Below are 16,665 nucleotides of genomic sequence, written 5' to 3' on the forward strand. Positions count from 1 at the left end.
CAGAGTATATCTCTTGCCACGACCCATAATCTACACAACTACCCAAAGGTGTTACCAATAAGATGCGTCTCGTAATGAAATTCGGTGGAACTTCGGTTGGCGATGCAGACTGTATCGCGAAAGTCGTTGATCTCATCAAAAAATCCCGTGAGGAAGGTAATGAAATCGCCGTCGTCGTTTCGGCAATGACGAAGGTAACCGACCAGATAATCACGGAAGCTGAAGGGATTGTCAGCTGTACTGACAAGAAGAATCTGGATACGTTCATCGATAATCTCAGGGACCGACATCTAACGGCACTTCGGATCGTCGCACCGGATTATGTCGAAGACGTCACCGCTCACATAAACATACGACTTGAGCGGCTCAGAAATATCCTCATCGCCGTCAATCATCTCAGAGAACTCACTCCCCGTTCCCGGGATTACATCATCTCCTTTGGTGAAAAACTCTCAGCCCCGATCGTCTCGGCGGCGCTTCGGCAGGCAGGCATCCCGTCTTTTCAGATAAGCGGGTGCGATGCAGGGATTCTTACAGATGGAGTTCACGGAGGGGCCACCGCTCTGCCGGAAAGCTATCCAAGGATCATGGAGCGGATCGGTGTGAAGCTTGGAGCCCAGGTCCCGGTTATCCAGGGATTTGCCGGATGTTCCGGTGAAGGAGCGGTAACCACGCTCGGGCGCAGCGGATCCGACTACTCCGGAGCGATCATCGGCGCCGGCATCGATGCCGAAGAGATCATCATCTGGACCGATGTGGACGGCGTAATGACCACGGACCCCAGAATGATCCCCGAAGCACGCGTCATCGATTCGCTTTCCTTCCTGGAAATGATGGAGATGTCCTACTTCGGTGCGAAAGTTATCCATCCCCGTGCTCTTCTCCCGGCAATGGAGAAGAACATCCCGGTCTACGTCAAGAACACCTTCAATCCGACCCACCCGGGAACCGTCGTCATCAAAGAAAGCCATGCCGACAAACGCATCGTCAAGGCCGTCTCGCTGATCAAAAACAGCTCCATGATAAGCATCAGCGGATTTGCCACCGGCAAACCGGGCGTGGCCGGCGAAATTTTCACCTCGCTTGCTCAGGCCGGTGTGAACGTTATGCTCATCAGTCAGGGATCGTCCGAGATGAACATCTCGCTGATCATCACCGAAGAACAGGTGAGTGCTGCAAACAAAGCCCTGATCATGATCAAAGAAAGAGGTCTGATCCGCGAGTACACATTTTCTAAGGATGTGAACGTGGTTTCGGTTGTTGGCGCAGGAATGGCGGGCACGCCGGGCACGCTCTACCGGATCTTCCACGGCCTTGGTCTTGCAAAGATCAATGTGATGATGATTTCTCAGGGATCTGAAGTGAACGTCTCATTCGTGGTCAAAGAAGAAGATGGCGTTCGTGCCGTAAGAGCCATCCACGAGGAGTATGATCTCGACAAGGAGGAAGCATGACAAAAAAATATTCGTACAAAGAAGCCGGGGTCGACATCAATCTTGAGGCCGACGGGGTCAAAGCGCTGATCCATCAGTTAAGCTACAAACGCACCGGAGAACACGGTATGGTCGGCGATGTCGGCCACTTTGCCGGAATGATCGATTTCGGCAGCAAAGTCCTTTCGCTGTGTACTGACGGCGTCGGGACCAAGATGCGGATCGCCGACGATCTGAAGGACTGGACAACGGTCGGTATCGACTGTATGGCGATGAACGTGAACGACATGTATGTGATGAACATCGAGCCGATCGCATTCGTCGATTACATCGCGACGGAAGGCATCAATACCGAACAGATGATCCAGATCGGCGTAGGCCTTAATGAAGGAGCACGCCTTTCCAACCTTAACATCGTCGGCGGCGAGACGGCGACGTTGAAGGGAATGATCAACGGGCTCGATCTTGCCGGGACCTGTCTTGGCGTTCAGGACAAGGATAAGGTCGTCACGGGCGAAAAAGTCGCACCGGGCGATATCATCATTGGTGTCGCAAGTACCGGCGTCCACTCAAACGGCTATACGCTGGCACGTAAAGTCGCCGAAGAAAACGGCGGCTATGCGACGGTCCTTCTGTCCGGCAGAACCGTCGGCGAGGCATTGCTCGTTCCGACACGGATCTACTCGGAAGTCCTCGACGTCTGCAGCAAAGCAGTTGTACACGGGATGTGCCATGTGACCGGTGGCGGCCTTTTGAATTTCCTGAGAATTTCCAGCTACGGTTTTGCGATCGAAGACCCGCTTGAAGTCCCGGAGATTTTAGCCTGGATCGCCGAGAAGGGCAATCTCGAGATGAACGAACTTTACCGGACGTTCAATATGGGTATGGGTTTTGCGTTCATCGTGCCAAAAGAGAGCGTGGAGACCGTTCTTTCCATGGTCGAAGGATCAAAAGTCGTTGGCCGTGTGATCGAAGAACACAAAGTCACGCTGAAAGGCGTGGAAGTCTACTAATTTTTTCCTATTTTGATAGGGCATACCTATTTCCAATATTAAATAGGACTTACCCAGTGTTGGAGTGAATTCAATTAAGATGGGAGATGACTTGGTGTGGAAGCATGAGAAAAACAACCGCGAATCTCCGCGAATTAACGCGAATCGCATTTTTCTTGCGCCGTCGCGCTCTGCTCCGGCTTATCGCCTACGCAGGAATCGCACGCCGTCTGGAAAAATGCTGACGGAAAAACCGGCGTGCCGGTTTTTCTCTCCGTAACCATCTCTTTTCGTAATCGAAAAAAATATTGAAACAACAGAAAAACCCGCACGCGGGTTTTTCCCCAGCATTTTTCAAGAGAGGGTGCGATTCCTGCGTAGGCGATAAGCCGGAGCAGAGCACCCGAACGTAAGGAAAATGCGATTCGCGTTAATTCGCGGTTAAATAAATTCATGCTTCCGCACTCAGCCGTACACTTTCCGGCCCTCACACCGGCATCGCGTAACTCCTCTGAAAAAATCAAAAAAAAGTGGTTCCTATACCCGAGTATAGGTATAGGTTGTGTTATCCCAGGTCTCGGTAAGGATCCCATCGGTTCCGAGAGTGAATATTGAAACATCATCCGGATACGAATAACGGTAAACGCCGTTTTCTACCGACCACACAAGTGGATAGCTGGATTCCAGCGTGGCATTATCCTGATAATACCAGGAAAACAACCCGGTCGTGTTTTCATAAAATACAAACTTCGCTTCATAGAGCACGCCGTCGAATTCCTCCGGCGTATCCTTCGTCCAGACGCCGACAAAACCGTCTCCCGTGAATTGGTCACCTGATCCGTCACCTAAAATGGTAAAGACCTTCTCATCCTCTGATAAAATCAGCTGATGTGCAAATGCCGCCTCATAGGTCCCGTTACCGGTCGATTTCCAGGTAAGATTGTATACATCAGTGGTTACTACAGGATCTTCATACGTCTCGACGGCATTCCCGGTCCCGTCTGCATTGAAAATATACGTGAACGCAGTATCGTTGAACAGTTCGGGTTCATCTGCATTCCAGCTTCCGACGATTGGGTCGGGCGTTGCTCCGGGGGCCATACATCCGGCCGCAAAAATGACGGCGATGGTCACGATCCCGACAATAATAATATTTCTCATACTCTGAATAGTATGCGATCATCGCACTTGAATTTGCCGAGACTGCAGTATTCTCAGAGAAACATTCCAAAAAAAAAGTAAACGAAAAAAACTCTATCTCTTGCCCGCAGGCCTCCCTGTCTTTTTTCCGCGATAATTCGGCGAAGGCTTTCTGCCGTATTTTTCCTTCAGTAATGCAATCTTGTCCGGCTCTTTGTTTCCCGTCGGGGTTCCCGCGATCATTCTGGTAAAACTTTCGCGTCCCATCAGCAGATTGTAGGCGTTCTGCTGTTTATTGAATCGTACCAGGACCGAATCGATCGCGACCACCGATCCGTAGGATGCCGTAAGCAGGGCTTCGTGCTCGGGAGTCCGGTGGAAAGCCGGCAGTGCTACATACGTGGGGGTTGTGCCCGTTCCGTCGCAGACGAGGAACAAATAATTTTTCGCATCGCCGATGTCGGCCGACATAACAGAAACCGTAATGTGGATCCGTTTTTCCAGATGTTTTTTCAGCTGGGAGAGCCGTGCCCGCTTTGCCTCCGCCGGGATTTTGTATCCGCATTTTCTGTGCCCGTCGGTTCGAAGGATCGTATACGAAAACTTCACATCCGTGTTTACGAATCTGAATTTTTCTTCGGCCCCGCCGAGCGCGAACATCAGCTCTGTCGGCTTGATATCGGCATACGACCTAAACGACCAGCAGGGAGAAACGGTGCAGTACACTCCCCGAAGATCGTTACAGGGAGCGTAGATGGTCAGACCCCGTTTTTTCACATCGCGGGAGAGATCGCGAAGCATCGTTGCATTCGCCAGATCGGCAGGCTCGAGGATGGCAAGATTTCCGTCGGAAACGAGATGTTTCGAAAGCGCCATAACCAGGTCTGCTTTTTTCTCAGGCTCAAGACCGCTCAGTTCGTTGATGACGTTCGAGCAGACGATCAAATCGAACTCTCCTTCGGGGATCTCTTTTGTTATATCCTGTGCGAGCGGCTTTTCTGCAGTGACTTTTCCTCCGGCATTTTTCAGGAATTCCGGAACGATCGCCTGATACGCTTCGATATGGGTCTCGTACTGTTCAAGAGACGTGATTTCGGCCGTCATCCCGTCAAGACAGGATAGGACACGGCCGATACCGATCGAAACGGTTCCGGGTCCTGCCCCGATATCCAGGACCTTCACATGTTTTCGAATCAAGCCGGAGGTCACAAGTCCGGCAAAAAACTCGGAGAACTCTATGACATATCCGGGCATCTGATATGCCATGTAGCCGAGAACGCTGTATGCTCCTTTGTAGGAGACGCTTTTTTTGACACCCTCTTTCCAGTATGCTTCTTTTTGAGCGATGATCGCGTTCCGTATTTTTTCCAGAACCGTCTCGTCGTTCCAGGTTTTTCCGGTGACCTTTTCGATGTACTGGGTCGTCTGTTTTTCGAGTTCGGGCAGGCTTCTTATTTTCAAAAAAGCGCTGAGGCGTTTTGTTTCCTCAGCAGTCGGGATGTATCGGGGATTATCCATTCTGGGTTTAAGCGAGCGGCTTCACTGAGTATCCGTCAGCTTCCGGCTCAATATCGAGTTTGGTCTTTTTGGCTTTTGATGAAACGATCCCCGAGTTTCCGCTGGGATCGGTTATGACGACGGTAAAGGGTATTTCGGATTTTCTTGCTTTTTCGATCTCTTCCTGCAGTTCTGCCGCCCGGCAGATCTCATCTCCTTCGCAGGAAATCGCGGCGCGTTTAACCGCATCCTCTGCCCGTTCTAGAATGCCTTCGATGTTTGAAACAAATCCGAAGCAGGACGGACCCGGACGGATATTTATGCCGAACTCCGGGATATCGATCTCGCCCTGCATGCTTCGAACGACCCGGGCATCCAGATCCTCCGGTGTTTCGACCGTCATCTCCCAACGGCTGGGCTCGTGATCGTTCAAAATCATTGTATCAACGATACGGAACCCACAGTCGCAGACACCGCAGATGAGGAGAATATCGGAGAAATATGGAATATTTTCCGTATCGTAGATGTATTCGATATCCTTTCCGCAGTCCGGACAGGGGGCGGGAATTACCTGACGCATCGGGTTTTAGTACCCGCCGAGCTTCTCGCGGGAAATACGGACACCGGTCGGCACAACGATCACATAGCGCTGGTCGCCGAGTCCGATGATATCGCCGTTCACATCGCGGGAAACGGCACGCAGATCGCCCATTACGCGGTCGAACATGATCTTGTCGAGCTTCAGTTTGGTGATGTCGATGATGACAATATTTCCGTTGTAGATCTCGTCTTTTATCTTTGGACAGTCTTTGATATCACAGACGCTTGCGACCTTGACATACATCGTTGCCGGTTCGCTTTCTCCGACCGCTCCTTCGTATGCCTGCAGATCAAGCTTCATGTAGGTATCTTCGTCTGTTGCTTTATCCTTTGAGCCAAATACTCCGTCAAGAAATCCCATATGAAAAATAGTTTAGTTGTTGCTTATTTAATTCTATCTGTGTGAGGTGCTTAGATCTCCAGATTCCAGAGCTCGTCACCGATGTAATGCAGATTTTTCGCCGCCTTTCCCTTCTCAAGCGCGATGATATCTTTCGCATCATACAGTGGAAGTACAACCGCGAGGGGTTTGTCGTGACTTTCGTCAACGGCGAGCGCCGGCTGACCGGCCTTTACGTCGTCCGTGACCGATACGATTCCGGGACGCATAACGTCTGCGCCGTTGATCATATAGGGGATCGCCCCCATATCGACCACGATCCTTCTCCCAGAAAACGGACGGGAGACTGCCCCCCGAAGCGTGGGGAACGCCCAGTCGTCCTTCTCCATGATAAGCGGTTTTTTATCGATGATGTAGATATTGAATTTGGATGCTGTCTCCGCGATCTCGATCATGGGGGCATTGTACAAAGCTGCATCTTCTCCGATATTCTCGGTAAGTTTTGTCATCAAAGCTGCAAGCTGACTTTTTTTGATGGCGTGGCGTTTTTTAATGATAAGGTCTGCCATGTGTTATACAGTTATTTGGCCCGTGGAATTAAATATACTCCGTGACGGATGCATTACCATGTATTTTCTCCAATAATACATGCCCGATATTCGGACTTTGATTCCCGCTATCTTTATGTGTCTCTGTGGCATATACATTAAGCACTCGTCCATGAGTCTCTAGCTTGTGTGACGTCCGAAACGTGCATGAAAGGCCAAAGGGTTTTTCGTGCAGGTCCGGCACGGTGTGCCGGAAAAAACGTAATCGGACTCTCTCCCTGAGAGAAACGAGAGGTAATCCAATGACAAAGCGACCACTTGAAATTTTAGATCAGGTTCTGAACCGCCAGCCGGTAATCATTTCACTGAAAGGTGGACGGGAGATCCGTGGAGTTCTTCAGGGATACGACGTTCACATGAACCTGGTTCTTGACAAGGCAGAGGAAGAAGGGGAGAATGGTACAGTTTCACTGGGCACTTTGATCGTGCGTGGAGACAACGTAATCTACATCTCCCCCTCCGTAGAATAACATCGAGGTGAATTTAACCAATGACAAAAGGCACTCCATCAATGGGTCTGCGCAACAAGCACTCCCACATCATCTGCCGCCGCTGTGGCAAACAGTCTTTCCACGCACGGCACGGTGTATGTTCATCATGCGGTTTTGGTAAGAGCTCCAAAATCCGTGGGTACAACTGGACGAAAAAAGCAGCAGATAACTAATTAAACAGGTTGTAATATGAGCGGTATTGCAGGCATCGTCGACTCTCGAGGTGTCGCTTACCCCCTTTATTATGCTCTGCATGCCCTGCAGCACAGAGGGCAGGAAGCAGCGGGCATATCTACTTTTGACGGGCGTGCATTCTTTATGCATAAAGGGCCCGGGCAGCTTTCCGACGTGTTTTGTGAAAAAGTACTGAGCCGACTGGCAGGTAACGTGGGTATTGGGCAGGTTTTGTACACCCAGAAAGCACACCGTGGCAGAACGGAAAATATTCAGCCGTTCAACTTTAATTTCAAAGACCACAAACTCTCCATTACCGTTTCAGTTGCTTTGATCAATCGCGAGGCACTCAGAAGTGAGTATGAGGAAAAGGGGCACATCTTTTCGTCGACAACGAATGCCGAACTGATCGCGGCAATGATCGCACACGAGCTTATTGCCGGCGTTTCGGCCGAAGAGGCGTTCGTGAATACGATGCAGAGGCTTTCCGGGGCATATGCAGGAGTCGCTATTCTCGACGGCGTTTTGTATGCGTTCCGTGACCCTCTCGGGACAAAACCGCTTTGTTACGGTAAAACCGAGTTTGGGTATGTCGCCGTCTCCGAAAGCGTTGCTTTGGATATCCTTTCGGCAACGTTCGAAGCGGACGTTCGCCCCGGCGAACTTCTCACGATAACCGAAGACGGCGTTTCCCACCGTCAGGTCCTTGAATCCGATCATAAAGCATACTGCGTATTCGAATATGTGTATATTGCACGGCCCGATTCGGTCATCGACGGTGTGCTTGTATACGATGCCAGAAGAAAGATCGGGGCGTGTCTGGCGAAAAATCCGCCTAAAGCCGATCTCGTCTCTCCCGTCCCGGATTCTGGGATTGCCTTTGCTACCGGCTATGCATCGGCATCCGGCATCCCGTATATCGAAGGGCTGCTCAAAAACCGGTACGTCGGCAGGACATTCATCATGCCTACCCCGACTCTTAGGGAAAATGCCGTACGGATGAAGATGAATCCGGTCCGCCGCCACGTTGCCGGAAAATCGGTCATTCTGGTCGATGACAGTATCGTTCGGGGAACGACGTCTCTAAGAATCGTCGACATGGTCAGGGATTTTGGTGCCGAAGAGGTCCATATGAGGATCGGATCATCACCGATCGTTGCTCCCTGCTACTTCGGAATTGATCTTGCCACTCGGGAAGAACTGATCGCTGCGGGTCTGGATGTGGAATCGATCCGGGAAAAGATCCATGCAACCACCCTTCAGTATGTATCGACTGAAGAGCTCGTGGCCTCGATCGGTATTCCGGCAGAGGATCTCTGCATGGGATGCTCCACCGGCAGATTCCCGCTCGATATTCCGGGTGAATGCACCGGCTGCTGCAGAAAGATCACTCCGGCAAAATAATTCTTTTTAGCGAAGCTTCTTGTATGTTTGCAACCCACCGAATGGTGATGCATCTTGCGTATACCTTAACTGAGAATGATTATATCGCATTCAATAAATCTCATTACTCCCGTTCTCCAAGCATGAGAAAACAGTTCTCGCGTTCGCGTGTCTACATGGCGATCGTCTGCTTTTTCCTGCCGGTTCTGATCGCAGTGACCTTTTCCGGATTTACTTATATTTGGGCTGGGGTTTTAGGCGGGATTGCTCTATTCGCTCTGATCTACTGGATCTACCCGAAGTTCTACTGGAAAATCATCGAAAAGAATCTGAGAAAATTTCTGCGTGAAGGTAAATCCGGCTCTCCTTGGGAGACAAAGGCGACTCTTTCGCTTGAAGACGACGGCATGCACTTCTCGATCGGGCCAAACCTTTCTGTATCGCCGTATTCATCGATACGCGATATCGTGAACGAAAACGGGGCTGTATATATTTACGTGGACTCCCTGCAGGGAGCGATCATTCCGCCCGGTGTTTCAGGTTCCGACGAGTTCGTTTCAGTGCTGAAAGCAAAGCTTCCCGCCAATTCATAATTTTCATATCCTCCCCCGTCCAATTCCCTTTACCATGATTACTGTTTTCTCCGGCGGAACAGGAACACCCAAACTCATCCGGGGTCTCCGGCAGATCCTGCACGACCACGAGATAACGGTCGTCGTCAATACGGCCGAGGACCTTTGGATGTCGGGACTGTACGTTTCCCCGGACATCGATACCGTTCAGTATCTCTTTTCCGGTCTTTTGAATACCGACTCCTGGTGGGGGATTCGCGGCGACTCGTTCGAGACGTTCCATGCAATGGAAAAACTCGGATACACCGAACTCCTTCCTCTCGGGGACAAAGACCGTGCCACCAATATTGCCAGAGCAGAGTTTCTCAGACAGGGAATGACCCTCACCGAAGCGACGGAAAAAATCGCGAAAGGCTACGGCGTTTCGGCACGGATCTTACCGATGTCGGATCAGAATGTTGCATCATATGTCGTCTGCGAGGATGATTCCCTGATGCATTATCAGGAGTACTGGGTAGGGAAACGCGGAAACGTGAATATCAAAGGAGTCGTCAGAAAAACAACCGACGGTTTGCCGCTGAAAACCACTCCTGAAGTCATCTCGGCAATCGAAGAAAGCGACGGCGTTATCATCGGCCCGTCAAATCCGGTTACGAGCATCGGCCCGATCCTCGAGTGTGCCGGGGTCCGCGAAGCTTTGCAGAACACATTTACGGCGGCAGTAAGTCCGTTTATCGGAAACCGCCCGGTCAGCGGTCCTGCTGCTGCTCTGATGAAGGCCTGGGGATATGAATCCACGTCGTATGGAACCTGGCAGGTCTACAAGGATGTAGTGGATCTCTTTATTCAGGATGTCAGGGACACGGCAATCGAAGTGCCCGGAGCTCATCGTCTGGATACGATGATGACCAATGAAAAGAAGGCCGAATCCCTTGCATGGGATCTGCTGTCCTACTTCCCGAGAAAATAAGAAAAAAAATCAGAGGAAATCAGAGGGCACGCAGGCGGAATTCATGCGCTGCTTTCCCCGGATCTGCCGATTCGTAAATGGCACGGCCGACAATGATCCCGTCCACATATTTTTTGATATCTTCGGGCTGTGCTCCCTGAGCGCCCACGCCCGGCGAATAGATCTTCATTGAATTGCCGATGATGGATCGCAGAATTTCGGTGCGCTCCGGTCTCGTCGCCGGAGCGATGATTCCGTCGGCTCCTGCTTCTTTTGCCATTTTAGCCATCCGCTCGGCATTTGCCCCGCTCAGAAAATCGAGCGCTCCGGGGTGACTCATCTCGCAGACCGCAAAGGCACGTCCCCCGTGATCGTGCGCTCCGTCCACGATTGCCTGAAGAGAGTCCGATCCGCAGAATACATGGGTGATGATGCCCGAACATCCTGCTGCAAAGACCTCTTCGCAGATAAGGGCGTTGGTGTTCGGGATGTCGGCAACTTTGAAATCTGCAATGATCGGAATATTGGATTTTGCAAGCTCTTTTACGATCCCCATCCCGGTTGAAAGAATCAGGGGATAACCGATTTTTATCGCATCGAGTTCCCCTTCGCAAGCCCGGGATACGCGGATCGCTTCTTCGGCACCTTTTACATCGAGTGCGAGCAGAAGTTCGGCCATTTATTTTCTCTCCATACGTTCCAGCGTTGCTGCTGCAAGGATGGGGAGTGTTATTGTGGCATCGCCGTACACGGTAACGCCGGTCCCTCCTTCGCCGATCTTACCCCAGGACTTTGCTTCGTCCAGCGTCGCTCCGGAAAGTCCGCCAAGGTCGGGGCGGTCTCCGGTGAGCTGGATCACATACGTGAAATCGTTTGGCGTCATCAGCATGCTCTGCAGCGTGAAGTTCTTCGGGACTCCTCCTCCAACGAGAACTGCCCCGGCCTTTTTCACATTGAACACCTGATTGAGGAGGACATGCATATCGCCGATCGCATCGAGGATCGTCTTTTTGTGGAACTGGGAGAACATCCAGTACTGGAGGCCCAGAACCGAGTCCTGAAACGCCGGGCAGTAGACCGGGACATCGTGTTTTGCTGCCGTTGCAAGAATTCCCGTGTCGAGCTCCTCGCCAATCGTTTTCAGAAGATTGCTGATCGTGATCGGTTCTTCGGGAAGTCCGCAGTATATATCCTGAATGAAATCCTCCAGATCCTCGAATGCATCGTTCGGCAGGAAGACGTCGTAAATACGATTTACTTCGTCATTTCTGAGCTCGACGTCATCGCACTCAGCTTTGCCGTGGTAGTGATGACAACCGATCGCTTCGATTACATCATGGGTGAGGTTTGCTCCCGTCGAGGTCAGCACATCGATGTGGCCTTTTTCTATAAGTGTCGATACGATCCCTCCCATCCCTGCCGGGACCATCGCTCCCGAAAGAGCGAAAAACTTGGTCATGTCGGGGTCGGAAAGCATTTTTTCATAGACTTCTACAGCGTGGAAAAGACTTCCGCCGTTGTACGCTCCTGCTTTCCCCATCTCACAGACCAGTTCGTTTACGGTCATGTCGCCGCGTGGGATAAACTGCTTGACCGGGGTACTACAATGTTTATGCATGATTGTGACCTTAATGCTGGATATGGTTGGTTGGGTATACCCATATAGGTATGTCTTGCCGATGAAAAAAATAAAAATGCTGTATCTCAACTGCAGTCAATGCTGCAGCATTTCAGCGTGGTGATCGTTCCGTCTGCGAATACTCCTTTTACTGCAATATCCCGGGTTCCGGAGATGTCTTTGACTGCTCCCGAAAATATGCAGGTATTGCTGTGCAGAGTCTGTCTTGCCTGTTCATCGGCAAGCTGCACGCCGTTGATACTGATAATGACTTCCCGAAGTTCGATTATATCTCTGCCTCCCGAGACATAGATCACAACATCATCTCCATACACCGAGATTACGGTCTGCACATCTTTTGCGTGCAGCGGATTTTTCATCACGAAAAGGCTGCTGAACCATCCGGTGCTTGCGGCCGCGAAAACGATCAGGATTAAGAGAGCAATCAGAATAATTCCTGCAGAGGTTAGAGTTTTTCCTCTTTTAATTTTGGATCCGGCTTTTTTTCTCATGATGACTTCATCTCCCCGTCTGTTGCGTGAGCCTGAGGGTTTCTGGATAGTAATGTTATATCCTATTGCGCCTATATTCGGTGTTATTTCGTTGATCTCACTCATGAAATTAAAAATGGGTTCAGCATTCCAACGTTTTTGGCGCACTGAATCTCCGCGAATGATGGCAGATACTCTACAATTGGATGCTTGCATCATTAAGGTATCTATTATGATATTTTGTTTTCAGAATGGGTTAAAAATCGTTAAAAAATAATAACATGCCGAAATTCCTGCAAAATAGTATTCAGATCAATTGGTGAGGGCAGCAGTATCCACACTGCTTTGTACTCCACATCCCCCACCTAACAGTATTATATGACGTTAACTGCTTTTAATCTTACCGTCTTTCCCTGACAGAATACCCTGTTTTCTCAGGTCGGAGACGACTCCTGACAGATACTCAGGGGATATATCAAAGGAAATCACATCTTTAGTCCCTTCGAGCGGGAAGGCCGGGGCATCCAATGCAGCGAGCAGATCCGCTTCACTCTGTTTTCCCTCCGAAACAAGTTTGTGTATCTGACCGATCAGAGCCTGTTTGAAAAAGACCGCATCCACGAATCGCGCAGCCTCGTCATCTTCGACATCCATATGATCCAGCATCTCGGTCAGATCCTCGATATCGGATACGAACAGGATCTCAACACCAGCGGTGATAATGAATTCCGTGGTCGACGAGGTCCTGATGTGACTGACGAGTTCCGTTTCGTGCAGATCCTCTTCCGTTACGCCGTTAAAATCGGTATATGCATACATAACGCGGAGATCGCCTGCCTCCTTTGTTCCAAGAAGCGTGTAGCACTCTTTCTCCTCGGATACCTCCAGAAGTTCGTTGTCCTCAAGGGTCCCAAGGATCATCAGTGCATTCATGAACTTGTCGGTTGCCTGTTTTTGGACATCCTCTCCCATCGCATCGATCGACTCTGCCTGCGCGAGAAGTTGTGACGGCGTTGCATCCGTCAGACAGTCGCCTGCTTTGTGCGACTGGAAAAACTCCTCGAGGGTCTTTTTGCGTCCAAGAAGGTCAGCTTTGAGTTCATCCAGATCGGCGTCCGACTCCCGCGCATGTATTTTATCTATAAGCTGCAGGATTGACGATATGCTTCCCTCAAAGTAGGGTGTTCCCGAAAAGCTGTGCTCGACGGATATCCGTGACGGACATCCTTTTTCCCGTAGATACTTCTGAAACGCGGATGCGTCTTCGCGGGAATAGAATGTGATCTTTTCTTCCAGTGTCATCTGGATATCTGGTATGTTCTCTTCATGGTTATTAATTCTGCTCGACTATGACACTTGTTAACATGGAGCATAATGTTTTATACAGGGAGCACAAACATTATAAGTGCACATCAACACCACTTAAAATCCGGAATACAGTTCGGTCTCCGGGGGTGGTGCAAACTACCACGGGTTATCGGCGGGACTGTTTTTTGGGTTATTTGTATTTGGTTGTGCTGATTAGGTGAATTACTCATGGATCTTGATACTGGCGCAACAGCCTGGGTTCTCATTTCAGCAGCATTAGTGTTGATGATGGTTCCCGCAGTAGGGCTGTTCTATGGCGGAATGGTAAGGAAGAAAAACGTCATCTCGACGATGATGCTGTCCTTTGTGGCTCTCGCCCTTGGAATTGTTCAGTGGATCATCATCGGCTACTCGCTTGCCTTCGGTGCTGACGTAGCTGGAGTGATCGGCTGGTCTTTGGATTACATAGGTTTGTCCGGGGTCCCGATCGATGGTGTGACTGGCGGAATACCTGACATACTGTTCATCTGTTTCCAGATGATGTTCGCGTGTCTGGCACTTGCGATCCTGACCTCCGGTATTGTAGGAAGGGTCAAAATGTCCTCCTACATAGTCGTAGGCCTTCTGTGGCTGACCTTAGTATATGCTCCTCTGGCACACTGGGCCTGGGGCGGCGGCTGGGCATACAGCCTCGGTGCTCTCGACTTTGCCGGCGGAACAGTCGTCCACATCAGTTCAGGATTTGCAGCCCTCGCTCTTGCTTTAGTCATAGGTAAGAGGGTCGGGTACGGCAAACAGATGTTCAGACCCCACAACATCCCGATGACACTCATCGGCGGAATGTTCCTGATTGTAGGCTGGTTCGGATTCAACGCAGGTTCTGCCCTTGCTGCAAACCAACTCGCTGCAAGTGCATTCCTGGTAACTGCAGCAGCTGCAGCGACCGGAGCACTCACGTGGATGGCCCTTTCCTGGAAGAGCGGAAAGCCGAACTCACTCGGTTTCATCTCGGGAGCAATCGCAGGATTAGTCGGAATCACCCCGGCAGCAGGCTACGTCAATGTTGGCGGCGGACTTCTGATTGGTATCATCACGGCAGCTGTCTGTTACGCAGCCCTGTCCTGGAGAATTAAGGCCGGGCTCGACGAGTCTCTCGATGCCTGGGCAATTCACGGTATGGGCGGTTTCGCCGGAGCAATTCTTACGGGTGTCTTTGCAGTCTCCGCAATCTGCGGGGTCGGCGGACTTCTCGAAGGAAACGTGATGCAGTTTGGAATTCAGATCCTCGATGCGGTGATCGCAGTGGTTTACGCCTTTGGCATGACCTTCATCATCGGCTGGATCATCAACAAGACCATGGGACTCCGGGCTACGGAGGATGAGGAATACATTGGTATGGACCTTGCCCAGCACGGTGAGCAGGCATAAGCAAAACGAGGTTTCAGAACATGAAAATGATAACAGCTATCATCCGGCCTGAAAAGGTGGATGAGGTATTGAATGCACTTGAGCAGAACAACATTCCGGGTGTCACGATCACTGAAGTTCTCGGACGCGGTGAACAGGGCGGCGTCTGTCTTCAGTACAGGGCCGGTAAAATGCAGGTGAAAACCCTGCCAAAGACCAAACTCGAGATCGTCGTCCCCGACAAAGATGTGGATACGCTGATAAAAGTCATCCGTGAGCACGCACGGACCGGGAAAAAGGGAGACGGCCGGATCTTTGTTCTGCCTGTTGAGGCAGCAGCATGGGTCAGGACCGATGAGTACATCACCGGATAATCCCCTCTCCAACCCTCTCCTTTTCCAATCTTTTTTGCTGAATTCAGATGTCGTCCTTCATTCTGACGGCAGGTTTTGCCAGATGCCTTCTCGATCCGGGCGGAACTTCATACCATTTCGTTTGCAGAGTTCGTTCCTGATCCGGAACATCACGAACTTTTCCGGAACATTCCCGGCATTTGTATCCTTTGTCTTTTCCGGCAGAGGTCATCCTCCCTCCGCAGATTGGACAGCGGGGAGATGACCGGCTCTTCTGTGTTGCAAGCAGATTCGGCCTGAACTTTTCCAGATGAAGAACGCCTTTTTGAAAACTTCCGCAGATGGTGATCTCGTCCCCGACTACAAGTTCTCGAACAGCGTTTCGGAAGTATTTGGTCGGCTCAAAAGCGAACACCGGGATCTCCATACCGTTTGAAAGAATCGTAAACTGGACATGTCCCCCGCGATTTGTTATCGGAAGTGATTCGACAACGCCGGAAAACCGGTAGGATTCTCCCTCGATCGGCCCTCCGTCGGGGAGCGGGAGAAGATGTGCATCCGTTCCCTGATTCGTTTCCCAGATTTGCGAGAACGCCGGCTCCTCAGTCTCCAGAAATCCGGTCGCTTTTATGGCCCACTTGGGCGTATCTCCCCGTATTCCATACAGAACCGGATCTTTTCCATGGGGGACACAGACGATCTCTCTTCGAATAAAATCCACCGTGTCCCAGGTATGCGGCGCTGTTTGCTCTTCTGAGGTAAAAAATCCCTCTTCTGCATAAATACGCGGAGTTCCAAGCACCTCGTTTTTTCGGTATGCAAGACACTCATACGTCTTGTCCGGCAGGACCGACGATACGGCGGCAAGCGCCCCGATCAGGCCCCGCCCGTTTTTGTATCCTTTATAGAGTGCGCCGATTCTTTCCAGCCGTTTTACCGTCTCTTCGATCGTGCAGAATCTCTGCAGAGCCTGATAATAGAATGCAGGATCCGGTGGTGACTCGACCACAACTACGCCGGGATTTGTTTTCTCGCACTCGAACCTCGCAAACCGTTCCACAAATTCGCAGGCGATCTCAAAAACAACCGTTGAATCGCCCCCCGAGATCTCGAGAGAGATCCCTGCATTGCCCCGGGTTTTCCAGATAACGTTTGGATTCAGCCGAACAAGACGATGATTCGTGACCGTAAACCCACGGCGTTTCAGCTCGTTCGCTATCAGTGCCCCAAGGTATGTGGTGCACATCCCGTCCGGTGAATCTGTGTCGTCAAGGCCCAGCAGCATAAATGATATTATTTTATAGAACCG

General features: G+C 50.8%; 19 protein-coding genes. 9 read left to right on the forward strand and 10 right to left on the reverse strand.

What is annotated here, in order from left to right; all coding sequences use genetic code 11:
* Nucleotides 1-62: 62 nt before the first annotated feature.
* Both MLAB_RS00745 and purM read left to right on the forward strand, forming a co-directional pair.
* Entirely contained in the window at nt 63-1,454 is a 1,392-nt protein-coding gene (locus tag MLAB_RS00745; protein ID WP_011832520.1) for an aspartate kinase, read from the forward strand.
* A complete protein-coding gene (gene purM, locus MLAB_RS00750; RefSeq protein WP_011832521.1) occupies nt 1,451-2,446 on the forward strand; it encodes a phosphoribosylformylglycinamidine cyclo-ligase in 996 nt (331 codons plus the stop codon). Before MLAB_RS00745 ends, purM begins: the two co-directional genes overlap by 4 nt.
* 516 nt (nt 2,447-2,962) lie before the next feature.
* Here purM and MLAB_RS00760 read toward each other — a convergent pair.
* The 5 genes from MLAB_RS00760 to MLAB_RS00780 form a co-directional block, all read right to left on the reverse strand.
* Nucleotides 2,963-3,586, reverse strand: coding sequence for a hypothetical protein (locus tag MLAB_RS00760; protein ID WP_011832522.1), 624 nt, complete (start codon nt 3,584-3,586; stop codon nt 2,963-2,965).
* Between the two features lie 93 nt (nt 3,587-3,679).
* On the reverse strand, nt 3,680-5,083 hold the full coding sequence (locus tag MLAB_RS00765) for a hypothetical protein (protein ID WP_011832523.1): 1,404 nt from the start codon (nt 5,081-5,083) through the stop codon (nt 3,680-3,682).
* Between the two features lie 7 nt (nt 5,084-5,090).
* Entirely contained in the window at nt 5,091-5,642 is a 552-nt protein-coding gene (locus MLAB_RS00770; RefSeq protein ID WP_011832524.1) for a ZPR1 zinc finger domain-containing protein, read from the reverse strand.
* A gap of 6 nt (nt 5,643-5,648) precedes the next feature.
* Nucleotides 5,649-6,023, reverse strand: coding sequence for a cell division protein SepF (locus MLAB_RS00775; RefSeq protein ID WP_011832525.1), 375 nt, complete (start codon nt 6,021-6,023; stop codon nt 5,649-5,651).
* A gap of 50 nt (nt 6,024-6,073) precedes the next feature.
* Nucleotides 6,074-6,571: an RNA-binding protein gene (locus MLAB_RS00780; protein ID WP_011832526.1), complete on the reverse strand. Its 498-nt coding sequence runs from the start codon at nt 6,569-6,571 to the stop codon at nt 6,074-6,076.
* A 281-nt stretch (nt 6,572-6,852) separates the two neighbouring features.
* Here MLAB_RS00780 and MLAB_RS00785 point away from each other — a divergent pair, with 281 nt between their 5' ends.
* From MLAB_RS00785 to cofD, 5 genes are all read left to right on the forward strand, one after another.
* Nucleotides 6,853-7,080: an LSM domain-containing protein gene (locus tag MLAB_RS00785; protein WP_011832527.1), complete on the forward strand. Its 228-nt coding sequence runs from the start codon at nt 6,853-6,855 to the stop codon at nt 7,078-7,080.
* Between the two features lie 20 nt (nt 7,081-7,100).
* Nucleotides 7,101-7,274, forward strand: coding sequence for a 50S ribosomal protein L37e (locus MLAB_RS09505; RefSeq protein ID WP_083755032.1), 174 nt, complete (start codon nt 7,101-7,103; stop codon nt 7,272-7,274).
* A gap of 16 nt (nt 7,275-7,290) precedes the next feature.
* Entirely contained in the window at nt 7,291-8,679 is a 1,389-nt protein-coding gene (gene purF / locus MLAB_RS00790) for an amidophosphoribosyltransferase (RefSeq protein WP_011832528.1), read from the forward strand.
* A 122-nt stretch (nt 8,680-8,801) separates the two neighbouring features.
* Nucleotides 8,802-9,251, forward strand: a complete 450-nt coding sequence (locus MLAB_RS00795; protein ID WP_143702750.1) for a hypothetical protein — start codon at nt 8,802-8,804, stop codon at nt 9,249-9,251.
* 34 nt (nt 9,252-9,285) lie between these two features.
* The gene (cofD, locus tag MLAB_RS00800) at nt 9,286-10,200 is read left to right on the forward strand and encodes a 2-phospho-L-lactate transferase (RefSeq protein ID WP_011832530.1); all 915 of its coding nucleotides are present in this window, start codon (nt 9,286-9,288) and stop codon (nt 10,198-10,200) included.
* Between the two features lie 19 nt (nt 10,201-10,219).
* On the opposite strand, the gene pyrF is transcribed toward cofD, so the two are convergent.
* From pyrF to MLAB_RS00820, 4 genes are all read right to left on the reverse strand, one after another.
* On the reverse strand, nt 10,220-10,858 hold the full coding sequence (gene pyrF / locus MLAB_RS00805; RefSeq protein WP_011832531.1) for an orotidine-5'-phosphate decarboxylase: 639 nt from the start codon (nt 10,856-10,858) through the stop codon (nt 10,220-10,222).
* A complete protein-coding gene (locus MLAB_RS00810; protein ID WP_011832532.1) occupies nt 10,859-11,797 on the reverse strand; it encodes a deoxyhypusine synthase in 939 nt (312 codons plus the stop codon).
* An 86-nt stretch (nt 11,798-11,883) separates the two neighbouring features.
* Nucleotides 11,884-12,309 carry a hypothetical protein gene (locus MLAB_RS00815; RefSeq protein WP_143702751.1) on the reverse strand — a complete coding sequence of 142 codons (426 nt, stop codon included), beginning with the start codon at nt 12,307-12,309 and terminating at the stop codon, nt 11,884-11,886.
* A gap of 363 nt (nt 12,310-12,672) precedes the next feature.
* Nucleotides 12,673-13,590: a hypothetical protein gene (locus MLAB_RS00820; RefSeq protein ID WP_011832534.1), complete on the reverse strand. Its 918-nt coding sequence runs from the start codon at nt 13,588-13,590 to the stop codon at nt 12,673-12,675.
* 234 nt (nt 13,591-13,824) lie between these two features.
* Between MLAB_RS00820 and MLAB_RS00825 the strand changes: the two genes are divergently transcribed.
* Together MLAB_RS00825 and MLAB_RS00830 are read left to right on the forward strand one after the other, a co-directional pair.
* Entirely contained in the window at nt 13,825-15,024 is a 1,200-nt protein-coding gene (locus MLAB_RS00825; protein ID WP_011832535.1) for an ammonium transporter, read from the forward strand.
* A gap of 20 nt (nt 15,025-15,044) precedes the next feature.
* Nucleotides 15,045-15,377, forward strand: coding sequence for a P-II family nitrogen regulator (locus MLAB_RS00830; RefSeq protein ID WP_011832536.1), 333 nt, complete (start codon nt 15,045-15,047; stop codon nt 15,375-15,377).
* A gap of 43 nt (nt 15,378-15,420) precedes the next feature.
* Here MLAB_RS00830 and MLAB_RS00835 read toward each other — a convergent pair whose 3' ends face one another.
* Nucleotides 15,421-16,641 carry a tRNA(Ile)(2)-agmatinylcytidine synthase gene (locus tag MLAB_RS00835; protein ID WP_048061940.1) on the reverse strand — a complete coding sequence of 407 codons (1,221 nt, stop codon included), beginning with the start codon at nt 16,639-16,641 and terminating at the stop codon, nt 15,421-15,423.
* Nucleotides 16,642-16,665: the final 24 nt, after the last annotated feature.

The organism is Methanocorpusculum labreanum Z (genome assembly GCF_000015765.1).
GTDB lineage: Archaea > Halobacteriota > Methanomicrobia > Methanomicrobiales > Methanocorpusculaceae > Methanocorpusculum > Methanocorpusculum labreanum.